We start from the raw sequence: 20,248 nt of genomic DNA on the forward strand, positions 1-20,248 counted from the left end.
TTATTTTTTTATGATTTAGAGAGCGTAATGAGCTGACCATTGCTCAAGAATATGCTGGTACGGCTTAATAAACTGTTGTTCGGTAAATTTGCCCTGTTCAATCGCCAGGCGGCTGCGCTCTTCGCGGTCATAAACAATCCGGGTCAACGAATGATCCTGATTATTCAGGTTCGGCTGATAGCACTGCCCGGCCGCGGAGTTAGCGTTATAAATTTCCGGGCGATAAATCTTCTGGAAGGTTTCCATGGTGCTAATGGTACTAGCAAGCTCAAGGTTGCTGTAATCGCTGAGCAGATCGCCCGCGCAGAAGAAGGCCAGCGGCGCTACGCTATTGGCCGGCATAAAGTAACGCACCTGCAGGCCCATCTTATTGAAATAGGCCTCGGTCAGCGCCACGCCATCCTGCTGGTACTCGACGCCGAGAATAGGGTGCTGATTGCCGGTCCGGCGGTAGGTATGCTTATTGGATACGCTCAGGCAGATGACCGGCGACTTTTTAAAACATTCATGGTATTCGGCAGAGCGTATGAAATGTTTGAAAATATTGCCATGCAGAACGCCATAATTTTCCGGCACGCTGAATGTTGCTTTATCTTTATTATATTCCGGCAGTAATACGCTAAAATCATAATCGCGCACATAAGAGGAGAAGTTATTCCCAACAATACCTTCGATTCGCGCGTTGGTGGCTTTATCAATAATATTGGTTTGCAGAATCTCAATCACCGGGAATGCCGCATTCTGGCCGTTATCGCTAATATTCATTTCGACCGAGATGATATCGAGCTCGACGGAGTAGCGGTCGCCGTTCGGGTTGTCCCACTGCACCAGGTTATTAAAGCGATTATCAATCATTGCCAGCGCATTGCGCAGGTTCTGCTGACGGTTTTCGCCCCGCGCCAGGTTGGCAAAATTGGTGGTAATACGCGTATTTTCCGCCGGGTTATAGTGTTCATCAAAACGACTACGTTTAATCGTAAAGGTAAAGTCTGTCATCGTCTCTTTCCACCCTGGGTTCTGATATAAAAATGCAGGTATTTCACATTCCCAGAATGACCTTGCGATTTATCTGGATTTATTATTCAGTAGCATTCATATTGTCTGCAGTTGCTGAAGACTATTTTTGCCAGAGTCATTGAGTGAGTGAAAGAGAGTTAATTTCAATACTGCATGAGCCATCTTCATGATCCATCATGTGCTCTGCATAGATGTGCAAGACGGCTGAAGAAAACGCCCCGGCTTGTGCATCGTTAGCCGGGGTAAGACCGGTTTTACCAGCAGACAAACCCGCCATCGACCACCAGGTCAACACCGGTGCAGAATGAGGCGGCGTCGCTGGCGAGGAACAGCGCTGGGCCGGCCATCTCTTCTACCTTCGCCATGCGCTGCATCGGGGTCTGGCTTTCAAACTCGCGGGTCTGATGCACCATCTCCGGGCGGGTATTCATCGGCGTGGCGGTATAGCCTGGGCTGATGGCGTTGACGCGGATCCCTTTATCAACCCACTCCATGGCCAGGCTTTTCGACAGATGAATAACGCCGGCTTTCGAACAGTTGTAATGCGCCTGATCGAGGCCGCGGTTCACGATAATCCCCGACATCGAAGCAATATTGATAATCGACCCGCCGCCAGACTCCTGCATCAATTCCGCTTCTGCTTTGCAGGAGTTCCATACGCCGGTGAGGTTGATGTCGATAACCCGCTGCCACTGCTCGCTTTCCATCTCCAGGGCCGGATTGGCGTTGGCGATCCCGGCGGCGTTAACGGCGATATCGAGGCGGCCATAGCGGCTTTTGGCCAGAGCAACGGCGGCGCGCAGGTCGGCAAGCTGGCGGACATCGCCGGTATAAGAACAGGCCTGGCCGCCGATGGATTCAATATGGCTGACCGTTTCCGCCAGCCCGCCGTCGTCGCGAAGATCAAAACAGACCACCCGCGCGCCGGCGCTGGCGAGCGCGCAGGCGATGGTTTGGCCGATACCGCTGCCGGCGCCGGTCACGAAAGCGACGCGCTCCTGCAGGTTAAATAGCTGCTGTGCAAAGTCTTTGCCGATCATAGTGATTACTCTCTTCAAAATAGTGTCGAACGTCGGGAGCCCGGTTTCCCGGATGGCGGCGCGTAGCGCCTTATCCGGGCTACCGCGTTCAGGACATAATCAAACCGCCATCGATATTGATGGTCTGCCCGGTGAGGTAGCGTGCATCGTCGGAGGCGAGGAAGGCCACCAGCCCGGCCACGTCTTCCGGCTTACCGGCACGCTTCATCGGGATCCCTTCGACCCATTCCGCCATCAGTTCGCCCTTGCCGTAGCGCTTCTGCTCGGTGCTGAGAATTTCTCCCCACACGCGATCGTTGTAATCCCACATTTCGCTTTCGATGATGCCGGGGCAGAAGGCGTTGACGGTGATGTTCCACGGCGCCAGCTCGTGCGCCAGGCTTTGGGTAATACCGATCACGCCCATTTTGCTGGCGGCGTAGTGCGGCGTGTAGATAAAGCCCTGACGCCCCTGGCCGGAAGAGGTGTTAATCAGGCTGCCGTGGTTCTGTTTCACCATATATTTAGCGGCCTCGCGGCAGCACAGCCACACGCCGGTAGTATTAACCGCGAGCACTTTTTCAAAATCGGCTTTTGGCATCCGATCGTAGTAATCAATGGTGATCACCCCGGCGTTCTGAATGGAGACGTCAATGGTGCCGAAGCGCGCGGCGGCCTGCTCATACAGGGCCTGCACCTGCGCTTCGTCGGTCACATCGACCTGCAGCGATAAAATATCCGCCTGATAACGCTGACGCAGCGTTTCGGCGGTTTCGTGAACGCGCTCGGCGTTGGAGACCATCACCAGATTAGCGCCGTCGCGGGCAAAGCGCTCCGCAATACCAGCGCCGATGCCGCGGCATGCGCCGGTGATAACCACCGTTTTATTATGGAAATCTCGTTGCATATTTTTTCCCTTTCGATAAGCCGGGCGCCAGGCCCGGCGGAATACGTGTATACGGTTGCCGATTAGCTGGAGGTAGCGCCGTTCGGCGGGATCGCGGCCAGCTTCTCTTCGTGGCGGCGCATCAGGATGACTTTGTTCTGCAGCTTCTGCTGGAACTGGTCGACGACAACGGCGGTGACGATCACCAGACCCTTAATGACCATCTGCCAGAAGTCGCTAACGCCCATCATCACCATGCCGTCGGCGAGGAAGACGATCACGAAGGCGCCGATAATCGAGCCGGTCACCCGACCGCGGCCTCCTGCCAGCGCGGTTCCGCCGAGCACGGTGGCCCCGATGGCGTCCATCTCAAACATGTTGCCGGTCATCGGGTGGGCGGTTTGTAGCTGAGAGGCGACGATCAAGCCGACGAAGGCAGCGCACAGACCAGAGAAGGCATAGACGAAAATTTTGGCTTTGACGATCGGTACGCCGGCGAGGCGAGCGGCGGATTCGTTGCCGCCGATAGCGTAGATGTAGCGACCAAGCGGCGTTTTGGTCGTCAGCCAGTAGCCCAGTACCAGGAAGCCGATCATCAACCAGATCGGCAGATAAACTCCAAGCAGGGTACCGGAGCCCAGCGTGGCGAAACCGGTGTTGCCCAGCGCCTCCATACCGTTGAGGTTCGGGTAGGTGCTGCCGTTGTTAAACAGCAGGGCGGAGCCGCGGGCGACGTACATCATCCCTAAGGTACAGATAAACGGCGCGACGCCGAAGCGGGTAATCACCGCGCCGTTAACCAGCCCTACCAGCACGCCGAAGACCGCGACGCAAAGGATCACTTCAGGGACGTTAAAGAAGATGATGTCGCCGTTCCATAGCGGTAGCCCGTTGGTCAGCAGCGCGCCCGCGACCATCCCGCAGATACCCGCCACCGCGCCGACGGACAGGTCAATGCCGCCGGTAAGGATCACAAGCGTCATACCGATGGCCAACAGGCCGGTAATCGCCACGTGCTGGGTCATGATCAGCAGGTTAGAGGCGGTCAGGAAGTTCGGTACCATCACGCTGAAGAATGCGATCACCAGCAGCAGGGCGATGAAGGTTCTGGCCTTCAGCAGGTACATATAAATCATATATTTCTGGTTCATGATGGATTCCAGCCTGATTAATCTTGAGGTGTTGAAGCCGCGATTAACTTTTCGCGGGTCACCGCATGGCGCGGTAAATCGGCGGTAATGCGGCCATCGGCCATCACCAGGATGCGGTCGGCCAGCGCCATCACTTCATCCAGCTCCGAAGAGGAGAACATGACCGCCAGCCCCTGCTGGGCCATTTTGCCGATCAGGTGATAGACGTCGGTTTTCGCGCCGACGTCGATACCGCGCGTCGGTTCATCAAGGAACACCACCTGCGGCTGGGTCATCAGCGCCTTACCCAACACCACTTTTTGTTGGTTGCCGCCGCTCAACGAGGTGATGGGCAAATTGGCGTCGCTCACTTTGATCGCCAGTTGCTGAATCATCTCTTTTACGCAGGACTCTTCTTTCTGCGGATTCAGCCACCGCCAGGCGCGGCGAAACCCCTGCAGACTAAAATCAGAGAGCGTCATGTTGGATTGAATCGACATCATCTGTACCACGCCTTCGCCCTGACGGTCTTCCGGCACCAGCGCCAGCCCCTTTTTCAGGCGGTGTTGAAAGCGCGATTTGCCGATGTTTTCGCCGTTAAGATGTACCTCGCCGCTCTGACAGGGCATCAGGCCGACCAGCCCTTTAAACAGCTCGGTGCGCCCGGCGCCAAGCAGGCCGTAAATGCCGATCACTTCGCCTTTGCTGAGGGTTAAGGTGACATCATTGAGTTTGTAGCCGCCGCTCGGATGCAGCGCGGTCAGCCCCTTGACGTCAAGCACCGCGTTGCCTTTTGGCGCGGGCTGATAATCAAAGTGCTTTTTCTTATCGCCGACCATCTGTTCGATGATCCACGGCACGCTGGCGTCGCTGACGTTGCGCTCGCTGATAAAGCGACCGTCGCGGAAAATGGTGATATTGTCGCCAATCTCCATCAGCTCTTCGAGGCGATGCGAAATATAGATAATGGTGACGCCGCGGCGCTTAAGCTGCTCGATGACCTTAAACAGCACTTTGACCTCGGACTGGCTCAGCGCCGAGGTGGGTTCATCCATAATCAGTACGCGGGTGTCTTTCGATAGCGCACGGGCGATTTCAACCAGCTGTTGATGGCCAATCCCCAGTTCGCCCAGCTGCGTGTAGGGATCGACGTCGAGCTCCAGCCGCTCCAGCAGCGATTTGGCTAACGCATATTGATATTTTTCGTTGATGCGTCCTTTCTGAAAGAATTCATTAGCCATGAATATGTTGTCCATCACATTCATATTGGGGAATAAATTCAGTTCCTGGAAAATAATGCTGATGCCGACTTTCTCTGCCTGATGGGTAGAGTTTAAAGTCACCGCCTCGCCATCGAGAATAATTTGACCGGAGGAGGGCGTTTCAACGCCGGCAAGCATTTTCATCATGGTGGATTTACCCGCACCATTTTCTCCGATCAGAACGTTAACCTTATTTCGATAGACCCGGTAGTTCACGTTATCCAGCGCGGTCACGCCGGGATAAATGCGCGAAAGGCCGCGGGTTTCGATAATCACTTCAGATTCGACTGGTTGGGGAGCGACGATATCTTGCGGCGTCATATTATTGACCTCCCGGATGAACGATTTTCGCCGGCGTGATTTCTGGAAAAGTTTGTGGAATATCCCAGGCCGAGAAGACGCCATACACTTCTATGTTGTCGCCGGTTTTCAGGTTGGCCGCCTGAATCATCTTGACCGCCTGACTGTTAATATTTTTGCTGTATTCGCCAAACAGCACCTGGTCGTTAAAGTCCTGGTAGCTGGCGCCGCGGTAACCGTCGCGCAGCAAGGTGCCGCGCAGGGTTGGGCCAATCTGCACCATCACATTACCGATACTGCCATCGGCGAGGGTCATCTTGCCGCTGCGCGAGGCGCTATCCAGCTTGCTGACGGCGCCCGCCACCTTAACGTAAAAGATGCACGGGTTTTCGACCTGGGCGCGGTAGCCCAGCGCTTTGCAGGCGCTATCGATATCTTTTTGCGCCTTCAGCGCGCTCATCAACTCCGCCGCCGGGCGGGCGTTGGCGACCACCTGCGGCACGATGCTCTGCTGCCAGGTTTTATCGATGTTCGCCATATGCGGATTGGGCGGGGATTTCAGGTCTGCCAGCTCCTGCTGCGAGACGATGCGGCAGCCGCCCAGCGCCAGAACGGCCAGCGCGAGACAGGTTTTCTTGTACATAATGCTCTCCTCTGCGCCCCCGCAGGGGCGCAACCACCCGAACTCAGGACTTGATGTTGAAGTCCTGAACTTTATCTGCGTTATCCTGGGTAATCAGAATGCCGCGGAACATCACGCGCTGCTTCGCCGGCTTCTCTCCTTTTTGCAGGTAGTTATCCAGATCGGTCACGCCCTGGGCGGCGATGGACTGCGCCTGGAGCATCACGGTCGCCTGCAGTGTGCCCGCCTTCACCGCATCGCGTTCGTCGTTGCTACCGTCGATACCGACGACGATCACATCGTTACGATTGGCCGCTTTTAGCGCCGCGATGGCGCCAAGTGCCACCGGGCCGTTGCCGCAGATCACCCCTTTGACATCCGGGTGAGCCTGGAGAATGCTATCCATAATGCGTTTGCCGTCGATCAGGGTGCCTTTGGCATCCTGTTTTGCCACGCTGACCATATCCGGGTACTGGTCAATCACCTGGTGGAAGGATTTAGAACGGGTGACGCAGTTATTATCGGCGAGGTTGCAGGTCAGTTCGGCGTATTTGCCTTTTTCCGCCATTTTCTCAACAAATACGTTGGCGACTTCTGAACCCGCCTGGAAGTTATTGTGGGTAATCTGTTCCAGCGCGACATCATCAACCGGAATTTCACGGTTAATTAATACCACCGGAATACCCGCTTTTTTGGCTTTTTCAATGGCGGCGACGCTGGCGGTGGAGTCGGCGTTATCGAGAATAATCCCCTGCACCTTTTTACCAATGGCGGTATCAATCAGCTCATTTTGCTTTTTCACATCTTCGCCATGCGAGAGCACGGTTGTTTTATAGCCGAGGGCCTGCGCTTTTTCGCTGGCGCCTTTGGCTTCCGAGGCGTAATAAGGGTTATCCAGCGAGTTAACCATTATCATAATGGTGCCTTTTTCGGCGCTATGCGCGGCAAAGGAAAAGGCGGTCAGGGTCGCAGCGGTTAAAAGAGTTAAACGTAATTTCATGACTCTGTTCCTGTATTTTTATATTCGAACAAATGATCCCTGAGCGGGCAGGGTTTACGGTCTGAAATTTCCCCAGAATAAATTCGGGGGTTGCGATACATCGTTATGGGCCGGGGTTCTCCTGTAGTGGGTTAATAAGGTTCGTCGCCCAATCCGACGCCGATGGGCATCAGGCCGGCGAATCCGGTTTCCATAATGTTCTGTTTACCGCATAGCGCCACTCCTGCCAGCGCTGCTGTAGGCGCTGGTGGCGGGCCATGTCGGGTTGAAAAGCGCTGTGTTCGGTTAAGAAGGCTTGCAGGTCGGCGGTTTCACCCGGAGTGAGGGCTTTTCGCGCCAGCAACGCCGCGCCGATGGCGGACAGTTCCGGGATATCGCTGCGCATCACCGGGCAGCCGAGCAGGTCGGCCTGGTATTGCATCAGCCAGTCGTTGTTGGTTGGGCCGCCGTCGACCATTAACGCCGTCAGGGTGAATTCAGCGTGCTGGCGCATCGCTGCCACCACGTCGGCGATTTGATAGGTAATGGATTCCAGCGCCGCGCGGATCAGGTGCGCGCGCTTGACGCCGCGGCTCAGACCGCAGATCACCCCGCGGGCGCTGTCGTCCCACCAGGGGGCGCCGAGCCCGGTCAGCGCCGGTACGAAGTAGACCCCTAAAGTCGAATCGACAGAGGTGGGCAGGGTATTCAGCTCATGGGCCAGATCGGCGGCGGAGAGTTCGCTCAGTCCGGTGCTGTCCGCCATCCATGCTACCGCATCGCCGGTATGGGGAATGTTGCCTTCCAGCCCCCACACCAGCTGGTCGCCATCGTGCCAGGCGACGGTGGTCGCCAGAGCGGCAATATCGCACTGGGCCGATTTGACCGGCGCCATCACCGAGGAGCCGGTGCCGTAGGTGGCTTTCACACAGCCAGCTTCGCCAAGCGCGTGGCCGAAGAGCGCGGCGTGTGAGTCGCCGATCATCGCCATCACCGGGATACCGTCGGGGATCGCCGTTAGCCCTTTGGTGTAGCCAAACAGACCGCTCGACGGTTTAATCTCCGGCAGCGCCGCGCGCGGAATACCAAACAGCGTCAGCATCTCGTCATCCCACTCGCCGCGGTGCAGATTCAGCAATTGGGTGCGGGCGGCGTTGGAGTAATCGCAGAAGAAGGATTGTCCGCCGGTCAAATTCCACAGTAGCCAGCTGTCGATAGTGCCGAGGCAAATCTCGCCGCGTTCGGCAAGCTGATAGCCGTCGGGAGTGGCGTCCAGCAGCCAGCGCATTTTAGAGGCGGAAAACAGCGGCGCAATCGGCAGGCCGGTGGCGTGCTTAATGCGCTGTTCCTGACGATCGCGACGCAGGGTGTCGCAGAACGCGGCGCTGCGGGTGCATTGCCAGGTGATGGCGGCGTTAATCGGTTCACCGCTGGCGCGATACCAGCCGATGGCGGTTTCACGTTGATTGCTGATAGCCAGCGCCGCGACGTTTTCCGCGCCGACGTGAGCCACCGCTTTGGCGATCACCGCCAGCGAGGCCGCCACCAGCGCCTCGCCGGATTGTTCCACCCAACCTTCGCGAGGGGTTTGGATCGCCAGCGGCTGCGAGAACTTGACGCTAACTTTGCCTTTGCCGTCCAGCACCACGGCTTTCGCGTTGGTGGTGCCTTCATCCAGCGCAATGATGAACTCTTTGGCTGTCGCCTGCATATGATGCTCTCCTCGGTCACACATTGTCCTGGAACGGCGGAGAATGGTTTATCTCCGGCCATTGCATGCGTCTACGCAGGCCATGATGTGACATATCGTTATCACTTTTTCATCACTGAATATATATTCGATAGTGATTATTTATTTGATACCTTAAGCCACAAACCCGGTGATGGGCTACCTGAAAAATCATCAATTGTGCTGGCAATCACATTTCACAGATTGGGAATATGCCGCGAAGACGGGGAGGGGGATGGCTTAATTTATTGAATTATAATTATTTATTTTTGCAATCCCTGTGGCTGAAAAAACAGCCTCAGGGATTGTCGAGGCGGGAAACTGCGGTGGGTTAGTCGCTAACCAGTAGTCTGGCGGTGGGGTAATCGGTGATTAAAACGTCGATATAGCCGCCGGTAAGCGCGCCTTTAATTGCCGCGACTTTGTCGGTGCCGCCGGCCAGCGCGACCACGTTCGGGCATTTTTTGACTTTCTCCAGCGCCATGCCGATCACTGGATCTTCATCATCACGCAACACCGGCTGGCCGTATTTGTCGTAGTAGTGCAGGCAGATATCGCCAACCGCGCCGCGCGCCGCCAGCACCTGCAGCATATCTTCGTGATAATAGTTACCCGACGTTTTCAGCAACTGGGAAGGTTCGAGAATTCCAATGCCGACAATGGCGATATCGACCTCGTCAAAGCGGGAAACCACGTCGGCGACATCTTTACTGGCCAGCAGGCGGTTGCGCTCTTCCATGGAACCTTCGATGCTCTGCGACGGCAGCAGCCAGGCATCGCAGTTAAGACGCTGGGCCAGCGTCTGGGTGAGGATCGTCGCCTGCACGTTGCCGTTGGGCCCGACGCCGCCAAGCAGCTGGATGACGCCGCTGGCCTTCAGATTTTGCGCGTGGACCTCATCAACCATCGCGCGGATGGTCGAGCTCCATGAAGAGACGCCAATTAGATCTTTTGGCCGCAGGCGGGTTTCCAGGTAGTGCGCGGCGGCCGAACCTATCGCCCGCTTGATGGTATGGTCGCTGGCCTCTTCTTCGGTATCGACCACCACCGCCTGTTTAAGCCCGTAGCGATCCTCAAGCCCCTTTTCAAGATTGAGGAAAATATTCGATGGCTGCACGACGCTGATTTTCACGACGCCCTCTTTTTGGCAGCGGGTAATCGCGCGAGAGACAAATGACTGAGACAGCGAGAGAAGTTGGGCGATATCAGACTGCTTTCGTCCTTCCAGATAGTAAAGCGTGGCAATCTTCACCAATAGCCGTTGTTCATCCTGCTTAGCCATATTTATCCTCGAAAATCATTTATCGCCTTTCTTCAGGCGTTTAGCTGCAGCCATTATCGTAGTGACTTTTATCATACGCGAAAAAAAATCACACTTAAGTGTGATGGTGGTCAAATTTTTGCCACTCATCAAAATCGACTATGGACAAAAACAAAACAGCCAGGTCATAATCGAATAAAGAATCATCATTGAATATATATTCAAGGTGGCTTTGAGTCAACGAGTTTATCCGGGCTTCGCCTGGAGCGGGAGGCAGAATGTTCCTGAGTACGGCGCTGTGGTGGAAGGCTAACCACCGGCATGGGGATATCTGGTTTTTTTAGTCCCTGACGGAATAAATATTCCATATTGAAAATAAATTCAGAGGTATTAAATGAATCCCTACAGATTTGATGTCCAGACGCTTGAGCGCAAAGCGCGCGCCGTGCGCCGCCACATTGTCCGCTTAAACGCCAATAGTCCGGCGGGCGGGCACACCGGGGCCGACCTGTCGCAGGTCGAGCTGTTAACCGCGCTCTACTTCCGTGTGCTCAATGCGGCGCCCGATCGTCTTGACGACCCGCAGCGCGATATCTATATCCAGTCGAAAGGCCATGCGGTGGGCTGCTACTACTGCGTACTGGCGGAAGCGGGTTTCTTCCCGATCGAATGGCTGGAAACCTACCAGCACGCGAACTCGCACCTTCCCGGCCATCCGGTGCGGCAGAAAACGCCGGGCATTGAGCTAAACACCGGCGCGCTGGGCCACGGTTTGCCCGTTGCGGTGGGGCTGGCGCTGGCCGCAAAGAAAAGCAATAGCTCCCGCCGCATCTTTTTAATCACCGGCGACGGCGAACTGGCGGAAGGCAGTAACTGGGAGGCGGCGCTGGCGGCGGCCCATTATGGCCTCGATAACCTGGTCATTATTAATGATAAGAACAATCTTCAGCTGGCTGGGCCAACCCGCGAAATTATGAATACCGATCCGCTGGCCGATAAATGGCGCGCCTTCGGCATGGAGGTCAGCGAATGCGAGGGTAACGATATGGCCTCGGTGGTCGCGGCTATCGAAGGGCTGCAGCAGAACGGTAAACCTAACGTCATTATTGCTAACACCACGAAGGGCGCGGGCATCTCCTTTATCCAGGGGCGCCCGGAGTGGCATCACCGGGTGCCGAAAGGCGAGGAAATCGCACTGGCGCTGGAGGAACTGAAAGATGAGTAATGCAGAACACCTGGCGAACGTGATGGTCGAGGCGTTTATCGCCGCGGTGGAAAAGGGCGTCGATCTGGTGCCGGTGGTCGCGGACTCCACCTCAACGGCCAAGATCGCTCCTTTTATTAAGCAGTTCCCCGGACGGCTGGTTAACGTCGGTATCGCCGAGCAGAGCATGGTCGGCACCGCCGCGGGGCTGGCGCTCGGCGGTAAAGTGGCGGTGACCTGTAACGCCGCGCCGTTCCTTGTCTCCCGCGCTAACGAGCAGATTAAAGTCGATGTCTGTTACAACAACACCAACGTCAAGCTCTTTGGCCTTAACGCCGGGGCCAGCTATGGCCCGCTGGCCAGTACCCACCATGCTATTGACGACCTGGCGGTAATGCGCGGTTTCGGCAATATCCAGATTTTCGCCCCCTCCACGCCGCGCGAATGTCGGCAGATTATCGACTACGCCCTGGCGTATCAGGGGCCGGTTTATATCCGCCTTGACGGCAAGGCGCTACCGGAGTTGCATGACGAAGCGTACCGTTTTGTGCCCGGCGCGGTACTGACCCTGCGCGAAGGCGAAGCGGTGGCGCTGGTAGCGACCGGTTCAACGGTGCACGAAGCGGTGGAGGCGGCGCAGCAGCTTGCCGACCTCGGCATTGAGGCGAAAGTGGTCAGCGTGCCGTCGATTCGTCCCTGCGATACCACGGCGCTGCTGGCGGCGCTGCAGTCATGCCGTTCAGTTATTACCGTCGAAGAACATAACGTCAACGGCGGGCTGGGGAGCCTGGTCGCCGAAGTGCTGGCGGAAGCGGGGACAGGGATTGCCTTGCAGCGTCTGGGGATCCCGGATGGCGAGTATGCGGCGGCCGCCGATCGCGGCTGGTTGCGTCAGTATCACGGTTTTGATGCGGCGTCGATTGTCGCGCGGGTACAGAAATAGCGCAGTGTTGAAAAAAACGCCCTCCCGGCGGGGAGGGCGTCAGACACTAATATTATCAGAAGTGGGTGTTGACGCTCATATACCAGGTACGGCCGGATTCGTTATAGGTCTCCGCGCCAGCGCCGTACATACTCCCTTTGTCGCCGCCGGTCGTTTGGGCGTTACCCGCGCGCCAGTGGCGCTTGTCGAAGACGTTATCCACGCCGCCGGTCAGGCTGACGTTTTTGGTCACGTCCCAGGTCGCGCTCAGGCCGAGGATGCTATACGGGCTGACCTCGTTCTTCTCGCTGCCGGTGACCGGCTGACCTTTGTAGTTGTACTTCTTCGGTTCCTGCTTGCCGTACCAGGTGAAGGTCGATTGCACAGAAACGTCCTGATAAACCTGCCAGCTCAGCGTCGAGTTCAGCGTGTATTCCGGAATAATCGACAGGCGATCGCCGGTCTCTTTGTTCTTACTCTGCAGCATGTAGGTGATGTTGTTGGTCCAGTTCACCGTCTCGCTGACCGGCACGTTCAACGTGCCTTCCAGCCCTTCAACTACCGCTTTCGGCACGTTTTCCCATTGGTACAGGTCGGTCCCTTTAGTATTGCGATAAACTGGGGCATATCCCGCTTCAATCTTGTTGCGGTAATCGTTACGGAACCAGGTAACCCCCGCCAGCCAGCCGTCGCGTTTGAACTCGAGGCCGATCTCTTTGTTGATGCTGGTCTCTGCTTTTAAATCGTCATTCCCTTGCAGGTAGCAGCCTGCTTGGCTGGCGTAGCAGCCCTGACCTTTACTGTAGAGAATATAGTTGGGGTTGGTCTGATACAGGCTCGGCGCTTTATAGGCGCGGGCGATACCCATTTTCAGGGTAAAGTCGTCGCCCAGACCCTGCGACAGGTTCAACGACGGGCTCCAGTTATTACCGACAATACTGTGGTGATCGAAACGCAGCGCCGGCGTCAGCATGGTGGTATCGGTCACTTCCATGTTGTTCTCGGCGAACAGGGAGAAGATTTCCGCTTTCGAATACGGGCTGCGGCCGGTGCTGTCATAGCCCGGAATTTCACCGCCGGAGAGTTCCTGGGTATTAGAGGCGTTGTCCTTCATGCGCTGCTGGTTCCATTCGGTACCAAGCGTCAGGTTCTGGTTAACCCACAGATCGAACGGAATATTGACTTCGCTGTGCAGCATCACGTCGGAGAGATCGATATCCGAGAACTGGTTGCTGCTGAAGATCCCCTCGGTGCCGCCCGCCAGACCTTCGCCTTTACGGGAGTTGCGGGTGTGTTCGTACTGCGCCCAGTTGCTGGTGGTCACGCCGTTATCCCAGCCGCCGTTCCAGGTCACGGAGTAAGTATTGCGATAGAGTCGGTTGGTCTCTTTACCGTAGTTCTCTTTCACCAGATCGTTGCTGTTGGTGTTTTGCGTATCACCGGCATACAGGTTGCCCTGGCGGCTATAGCCGGCTTCAAACTCCAGCGACTGCATCGGCGCGAAATCCCAGCGGACCACGCCGTTGATGTTTTTGTTTTCTACCCCTTCACGCCCGGCGGGCAGGGTATCGGCGTAAATGCCGGTACGTTCAGACTGATGGCCCTGGTTGATATCCCAGGCATCAGCCTGGGTTTTATCGAGGTTACCGTACATGCGGAAGCTGAAATCGCCGCCCAGCGGGCCGCTGAGGCTAAAGTCGGTACGCTTGGTCGCGCCTTCGTCTTTATGCTCCGGCATGTTCATGTAGGCGTTCCACGAACCATGCCACTGGTTGTCGAATTTTTTAGTAATGATGTTGACCACGCCGCCCGCCGCGCCGTTGCCGTAGCGCGCCGCCGCCGGGCCGCGGATAACGTCAATACGTTCGATCATCTCCGGCGGTACCCAGCTGGTATCGCCGCGGGTGTCGCGCTCGCCGCGCCAGCCGAGACGAACAGAGTTACGGCTGGTCACGGGCTTACCGTCAATCAGGATTAAGGTGTTTTCCGGGCCCATACCGCGAATATCAATCTGGCGATTGTTGCCGCGCTGGCCGCTGGTGGAGTTGCCGGTCAGGTTGACGCCCGGCATGGTACGGATGATTTCAGAGACGTCGCGCGCCGGCGGACGTTTGCGAATTTCATCGGCGGTAATGGTAGAAACGCCCGGCGCCTGCAGGTTTTGCACCTCGGCGGTGACTACCATCGTTTCTTCACCGGCGGTTTGTTTACTGTCGGTGGTTTCTTCTGCCGCGCATAGCGGGAATGCCACCCCGTAGATACCCAGATTGACCATTAAGGCCAGGGACTTAATCCTGTTATTCATTGTAAGTCAGTTCCGCTTTTCTTTGCCGCTTTCCCCAGAAGCCCCTTCCCACCGGGAGGGGAGACGGCATAAATGTAGCCAGTAGAAGGTGAACGCTTTCCGTAGCCGACCGAGCCAAACGCTCTGAAAAGACCCTCTCTGACCTTGATTTAATGTAATGAGAAGACGCGCTACCCATAGGCGCGTTAATACGCTATTGCAAATGCAAATAGTTATCAATAATATTATCAATAAATATTGCCTTTGTTGATAAAAATCACGGTAAACATAGGGTTACTGACGGAATGCAAATAACGGGAAGTGACGACTGGTGGCGGGGGATCGCCGGCCCGCAGACAGAAGCGCTGGGCGACGCATATCGGGTGACCTTCTGGTGGCGCGATCCGGCGGGCAGCGAAACCACGTCGCCGATTCGGCGGGTGTGGATTTACATTACCGGCGTCACCGATCATCACCACAATGCGGCGCCGCAAACCCTGCAGCGCATCCCCGGTACCGATGCCTGGTGCTGGCAAACCACGCTCCCCGCCAGCTGGCGCGGCAGCTACTGTTTTATTCCTTCCGAACGCGACGACGATTTTTCCCCGCAGCTTTTTAACGGTGAAGCGCCGGACCGCGCGCTGCTGCGCGAAGGCTGGCGCAAACTGCTGCCGCGGGCGGTTGCCGATCCCCGCAATCCGCAAAGCTGGAAGGGGGGACGCGGCCACGCGGTCTCGGCGCTGGAACTGCCGCAGGCGCCGGAACAGCCGGGTTGGCATTATCGCGAGCCGGTTTCGCCAGCGCCGCGCTGTATTGAATGGCGCAGTCAGCGATTAGGAAACCAGCGACGAGTGTGGATTTACACCACCGGCAGTGGGGCGGATCGCCCGCTGGCGGTCCTGCTTGACGGCCAGTTCTGGGCCGAAAGCATGCCTGTCTTTGCGCCGCTGGCGGGGCTGACGCGGGAAGGCCGCCTGCCGCCGGCGGTCTATGTGCTGATCGACGTTATCGACAATCAACACCGCAGCGTCGAGCTGCCCTGCAACCGTGATTTCTGGCTGGCGGTACAGGAAGAACTGCTGCCGCAGGTGCAGGCCGCGGCGCCGTTCAGCGATCGTGCCGACCGGACGGTGGTGGCGGGACAGAGCTTCGGCGGTCTGGCGGCGATGTATGCCGCGCTCCACTGGCCGCAGCGTTTTGGCTGCGTTCTGAGCCAGTCGGGGTCGTACTGGTGGCCGCAGCGCGGCAGTAGCCAGCCGGGGGTGATACTTGAACAACTGCAGCGCGGCGAGCTTCGACCGCAGGGGCTGCGCATCTGGCTGGAAGCCGGCGTGCGCGAGCCGATTATTTTTCGCGCTAACCAGGCGCTTTTCGCGCAACTACGGCAGACCACGCCGTCCGTTTTCTGGCGCCAGGTTGACGGCGGGCATGACGCGCTATGCTGGCGCGGCGGGCTGACGTCCGGGCTTATCCAGCTGTGGCAGCCTTTGCGCGGTGGACAACAACACGCGCTTAATGAGGAGTGAGAGATGCAATTCAGCAACCCCTTCGACAATCCGCAAGGGCAGTTTTACATTCTGCGCAACGCTCAGGGGCAATATAGCCTGTGGCCGCATCACTGCGCGCTGCCAGCAGGCTGGACGGTGGAGTGTCCGCCGCAGTCATTAGAGGCCTGTAACGCCTGGCTTGCCGCCAACTGGTCAACCCTTATTCCAGCGCACTACGCCTCCTGAGGAGCTTTCGATGAGTACACGTTTACCGCTGGTTGCGGCGCAGCCGGGAATTTGGATGGCTGAACGCCTCTCCACGCTACCTGGCGCCTGGAGCGTTGCCCACTATGTTGAACTGCGCGGCAATCTTGATCCGGCGCTGCTGAGTAAGGCGATCGTCGCCGGGCTTAAGCAGGCCGATACCCTAAGTATGCGTTTTTGTGAAGATAACGGCGAAGCGTGGCAGTGGGTTGATGACGCGCGCGAGTTTGCCGAGCCGCAAAGCGTTGACCTGCGCCAGCAGGCCGATCCGCATATGTCCGCGCTGACGCTGATGCAAAGCGATCTCGGGCAGAATCTGCGCGTCGATAGCGGTAATCCGCTGGTCTGCCATCAGCTCATGCGCGTTGGCGACGACTGCTGGTACTGGTATCAGCGCTATCACCATTTGCTGGTCGATGGCTTTAGCTTCCCGGCCATTACCCGCCAGATCGCCGCTATTTATCGTGCCTGGCAACGCGGGGAAGAGACGCCGGATTCACCGTTTACGCCGTTCGCCGAGGTGGTGGAAGAGTATCAGCGCTACTACGGCAGCGAGGCGTGGCAGCGCGATAAAGCCTTCTGGCAGGCGCAGCGTCAGGCGTTGCCGTCTCCGGCTTCGCTATCTGACGCGCCGCTGGCCGGGCGGGCGACCAGCAGTGATATCTGGCGCCTGAAACTGGAGGCCGATCCGGCTGTCTTCAGCCAGCTCGCGGCCAGCGCGCCGCAGTGCCAGCGCGCCGATCTGGCGCTGGCGCTGACGACGTTGTGGCTGGGGCGGCTGTGTGGCCGAATGGATTACGCGGCTGGCTTTATCTTTATGCGCCGCATGGGATCGGCGGCGCTGACCGCCACCGGCCCGGTACTCAACGTACTGCCGCTGGCGGTGAATATCGACGCGCAGGAGACGCTGGCGCAACTGGCGACGCGTCTCTCCGGGCAACTAAAAAAAATGCGCCGCCATCAGCGCTACGATGCCGAGCAAATTGTCCGCGATAGCGGCAAAGCGGCGGGCGACGAACCGCTGTTTGGCCCGGTGCTGAACATCAAAGTCTTTGATTACCAGTTGGATATCGACGACGTGCAGGCGCAGACGCATACCCTCGCCACCGGCCCGGTGAATGACCTCGAACTGGCATTATTCCCGGACGAACACGGCGGCCTGTCGCTGGAGATCCTCGCCAATAAAGCGCGTTATGATGACGTCACGCTGAACCGCCACGTATCGCGTCTGACATCGTTACTGGCGCAGTTTGCCGCTAATCCGGCGCTGCGCTGCGGCGAAGCGGAGATGCTGTCGGCGGAAGAAGGCGCGCAGCTGGCGTTGATCAACAATACCGCGATGCCGCTGCCGACCACTACCCTCAGCGCGCTGGTGGCGGAACAGGCGCGGAAAACGCCGGATGCCCCGGCGCTGGCGGATGCCAACTGGCGCTTTAGCTACCGCGAAATGCGCCAACAGGTGGTGGCGCTGGCCAACCTGCTGCGGCAACGCGGTGTGCAGCCGGGGGATAGCGTGGCGGTTGCCTTACCGCGTTCGGTCTTCCTGACGCTGGCGCTGCACGGTATCGTCGAAGCCGGCGCCGCCTGGCTGCCGCTGGATACCGGCTACCCGGATGACCGTCTGCGGATGATGCTGGAAGATGCGCAGCCATCGCTGCTGATTACCTCTGACGATCAACTGGCCCGGTTTAGCGATATTCCGGGACTGACCAGCTTGTGTTATCAGCAGCCGCTGGCTGCTGAAGATGATACGCCGCTGGCGCTGTCAAAACCGGAACATACCGCTTATATCATCTTTACTTCCGGTTCCACCGGACGGCCGAAAGGGGTGATGGTCGGCCAGACCGCCATCGTGAACCGCCTGTTGTGGATGCAAAATCACTATCCGTTAACCGCCGCCGATGTGGTGGCGCAGAAGACGCCGTGCAGCTTTGATGTCTCGGTATGGGAATTCTGGTGGCCATTTATGACCGGCGCCCAGCTGGTGATGGCGGCGCCGGAGGCGCATCGCGATCCGCTGGCGATGCAGCGGTTCTTCGCGCAGTACGGCGTGACCACCACCCACTTTGTTCCGTCGATGCTGGCGGCGTTTGTCGCCTCGCTGGATAGCGATAATGTGTCATCCTGCCGGACGCTAAAACGCGTTTTCTGTAGCGGCGAAGCGCTGCCGACGGAACTGTGTCGCGAATGGGAGCGCTTAACCGGCGCGCCATTGCATAACCTGTACGGGCCGACGGAAGCGGCGGTGGACGTCAGCTGGTATCCCGCCTGCGGGCCAGAGCTGGCGGCGGTAACCGGCAACAGCGTGCCCATCGGCTGGCCGGTATGGAACACCGGATTACGTATTCTTGATGCCGCCATGCGCCCGGTGCCGCCGGGCGTGGCGGGTGATTTGTACCTCACGGGCATTCAGCTGGCGCAGGGGTATATGGGCCGCCCGGATCTCACCGCCAGCCGCTTTATTGCCGACCCGTTTGCCCCCGGCGAGCGCATGTACCGCACCGGCGATGTGGCGCGCTGGCTGGATAACGGCGCGGTGGAATATCTTGGCCGCAGCGACGATCAGTTGAAAATTCGCGGCCAGCGCATCGAGCTTGGCGAGATCGACCGGGTGATGGCGGCGCTGCCGGACGTCGCGCAGGCGGTGTGCCACGCCTGCGTCTTCAACCAGGCCGCGGCCACCGGCGGCGATGCCCGCCAGCTCGTCGGTTATCTGGTAAGCGAGTCCGGCCAGCCGCTGGACGTGGCGGCGCTGAAGGCGCGTCTTAGCGAACAGCTGCCGCCGCACATGGTGCCGGTGGTGTTGATCCAACTGGAATCTTTCCCGCTCAGCGCCAACGGTAAGCTGGATCGTAAAGCGCTACCGCTCCCCTCCTTAAGCAGCGAGCGCAGCGGTCGCCCGCCGCAATCGGCTACCGAAATGGCCGTTGCCGCGGCGTTCAGCCAACTGCTGGGCTGCGAGGTAAATGATATCGAGGCCGATTTCTTCGCCCTCGGCGGCCATTCGCTGCTGGCGATGCGTCTGGCGGCGCAGCTTAGCCGCGAGCTGGCGCGGCAGGTGACGCCGGGGCAGGTGATGGTTGCTTCGACGGTCGGCAAGCTGAGCGCGCTGCTGGCTTCCGACCTGAGCGACGAGCAGGCGCAGCGCCTGGGCTTCGATGCGCTGTTGCCGCTGCGCGAGAGCGACGGTCCGACGCTGTTCTGCTTCCATCCAGCTTCCGGTTTTGCCTGGCAGTTCAGCGTGCTGGCGCGTTATCTTAGCCCGCGCTGGTCGATTACCGGTATTCAGTCGCCGCGTCCGACGGGGCCGATGGCCTCCGCCGCCAACCTCGACGAAGTCTGCGAGCACCATCTGCGCACGCTTTTAGCGCAGCAGCCGCATGGGCCTTACTATCTGTTTGGTTATTCGCTCGGCGGAACGCTGGCGCAGGGGATTGCCGCCCGTTTACGTCAGCGCGGCGAAGAGGTGGCGTTCCTCGGCCTGCTTGATACCTGGCCGCCGGAGACGCAAAACTGGGCGGAGAAAGAGGCGAACGGTCTGGATCCCGAAGTACTGGCGGAAATCGCCCGCGAGCGCGAAGCGTTTCTCGCCGCTCAGCAGGGGCAGGCTTCCGGCGAGCTGTTCAGCGCGATCGAAGGTAACTACGCCGATGCGGTGCGCCTGTTGACGACCGCGCACAGCGCAAAGTTTGACGGTAAAGCAACGCTATTTGTGGCGGAGAAAACGCGCCAGAAAGGGATGGATCCGCAGGTCGCATGGGGGCCGTGGGTTGGCGAGCTGGAGGTGTTCAGCCAGAACTGCGCTCACGTCGAGATTATCTCGCCGCAGGCCTTTGAAGCGATAGGCCCGGTAGTGCGGGAAATTCTGGGGTAACTATAGAG

General features: G+C 58.2%; 15 protein-coding genes. 5 read left to right on the forward strand and 10 right to left on the reverse strand.

What is annotated here, in order from left to right; genetic code table 11:
• Positions 1–15 precede the first annotated feature (15 nt).
• The 9 genes from PGR79_RS10070 to PGR79_RS10110 all read right to left on the reverse strand — a co-directional run bounded on the left by PGR79_RS10070 (position 16) and on the right by PGR79_RS10110 (position 10,226).
• Positions 16–996 (reverse strand): DUF1852 domain-containing protein, encoded by a 981-nt coding sequence (locus PGR79_RS10070; RefSeq protein ID WP_015367792.1) that lies wholly within the window; start codon positions 994–996, stop codon positions 16–18.
• Positions 997–1,271: 275 nt separating this feature from the next.
• Complete coding sequence (locus PGR79_RS10075; RefSeq protein ID WP_015704697.1) at positions 1,272–2,057, reverse strand: SDR family oxidoreductase; 786 nt, start codon at positions 2,055–2,057, stop codon at positions 1,272–1,274.
• Positions 2,058–2,145: 88 nt separating this feature from the next.
• A complete protein-coding gene (locus tag PGR79_RS10080; protein ID WP_087860280.1) occupies positions 2,146–2,943 on the reverse strand; it encodes an SDR family oxidoreductase in 798 nt (265 codons plus the stop codon).
• Positions 2,944–3,005: 62 nt separating this feature from the next.
• Positions 3,006–4,073, reverse strand: coding sequence for an ABC transporter permease (locus tag PGR79_RS10085; RefSeq protein WP_015367789.1), 1,068 nt, complete (start codon positions 4,071–4,073; stop codon positions 3,006–3,008).
• 17 nt (positions 4,074–4,090) lie between these two features.
• Positions 4,091–5,635 carry a sugar ABC transporter ATP-binding protein gene (locus PGR79_RS10090; RefSeq protein ID WP_430921591.1) on the reverse strand — a complete coding sequence of 515 codons (1,545 nt, stop codon included), beginning with the start codon at positions 5,633–5,635 and terminating at the stop codon, positions 4,091–4,093.
• A gap of 1 nt (position 5,636) precedes the next feature.
• On the reverse strand, positions 5,637–6,257 hold the full coding sequence (locus PGR79_RS10095) for a DUF2291 family protein (RefSeq protein ID WP_430921593.1): 621 nt from the start codon (positions 6,255–6,257) through the stop codon (positions 5,637–5,639).
• Between the two features lie 43 nt (positions 6,258–6,300).
• The gene (locus PGR79_RS10100) at positions 6,301–7,236 is read right to left on the reverse strand and encodes a D-ribose ABC transporter substrate-binding protein (RefSeq protein ID WP_430921595.1); all 936 of its coding nucleotides are present in this window, start codon (positions 7,234–7,236) and stop codon (positions 6,301–6,303) included.
• Positions 7,237–7,405: 169 nt separating this feature from the next.
• The gene (locus tag PGR79_RS10105; RefSeq protein WP_430921597.1) at positions 7,406–8,926 is read right to left on the reverse strand and encodes an FGGY family carbohydrate kinase; all 1,521 of its coding nucleotides are present in this window, start codon (positions 8,924–8,926) and stop codon (positions 7,406–7,408) included.
• A 349-nt stretch (positions 8,927–9,275) separates the two neighbouring features.
• Positions 9,276–10,226 (reverse strand): sugar-binding transcriptional regulator, encoded by a 951-nt coding sequence (locus tag PGR79_RS10110; RefSeq protein ID WP_087860276.1) that lies wholly within the window; start codon positions 10,224–10,226, stop codon positions 9,276–9,278.
• A gap of 373 nt (positions 10,227–10,599) precedes the next feature.
• Between PGR79_RS10110 and PGR79_RS10115 the strand changes: the two genes are divergently transcribed.
• Positions 10,600–11,430, forward strand: a complete 831-nt coding sequence (locus tag PGR79_RS10115; RefSeq protein WP_087860274.1) for a transketolase — start codon at positions 10,600–10,602, stop codon at positions 11,428–11,430.
• Positions 11,423–12,352, forward strand: coding sequence for a transketolase family protein (locus PGR79_RS10120; RefSeq protein ID WP_430921599.1), 930 nt, complete (start codon positions 11,423–11,425; stop codon positions 12,350–12,352). Before PGR79_RS10115 ends, PGR79_RS10120 begins: the two co-directional genes overlap by 8 nt.
• A 55-nt stretch (positions 12,353–12,407) precedes the next feature.
• Here the strand turns inward: PGR79_RS10120 and fepA are convergent, their stop codons facing one another.
• A complete protein-coding gene (gene fepA, locus PGR79_RS10125) occupies positions 12,408–14,636 on the reverse strand; it encodes a siderophore enterobactin receptor FepA (RefSeq protein ID WP_411325843.1) in 2,229 nt (742 codons plus the stop codon).
• 236 nt (positions 14,637–14,872) lie between these two features.
• Here fepA and fes point away from each other — a divergent pair, with 236 nt between their 5' ends.
• From fes to entF, 3 genes are read left to right on the forward strand one after another with little or no spacing between them, the layout of a single operon-like run.
• Complete coding sequence (gene fes, locus PGR79_RS10130) at positions 14,873–16,141, forward strand: enterochelin esterase (protein WP_430921730.1); 1,269 nt, start codon at positions 14,873–14,875, stop codon at positions 16,139–16,141.
• 3 nt (positions 16,142–16,144) lie between these two features.
• A complete protein-coding gene (locus PGR79_RS10135; protein ID WP_087860270.1) occupies positions 16,145–16,348 on the forward strand; it encodes an MbtH family protein in 204 nt (67 codons plus the stop codon).
• A 10-nt stretch (positions 16,349–16,358) separates the two neighbouring features.
• The gene (entF, locus tag PGR79_RS10140) at positions 16,359–20,240 is read left to right on the forward strand and encodes an enterobactin non-ribosomal peptide synthetase EntF (RefSeq protein ID WP_430921602.1); all 3,882 of its coding nucleotides are present in this window, start codon (positions 16,359–16,361) and stop codon (positions 20,238–20,240) included.
• The last annotated feature ends 8 nt before the right edge of the window (positions 20,241–20,248 follow it).

The sequence above is a fragment of the Klebsiella sp. 141161 genome (assembly GCF_050600815.1).
Lineage (GTDB): Bacteria > Pseudomonadota > Gammaproteobacteria > Enterobacterales > Enterobacteriaceae > Klebsiella > Klebsiella aerogenes.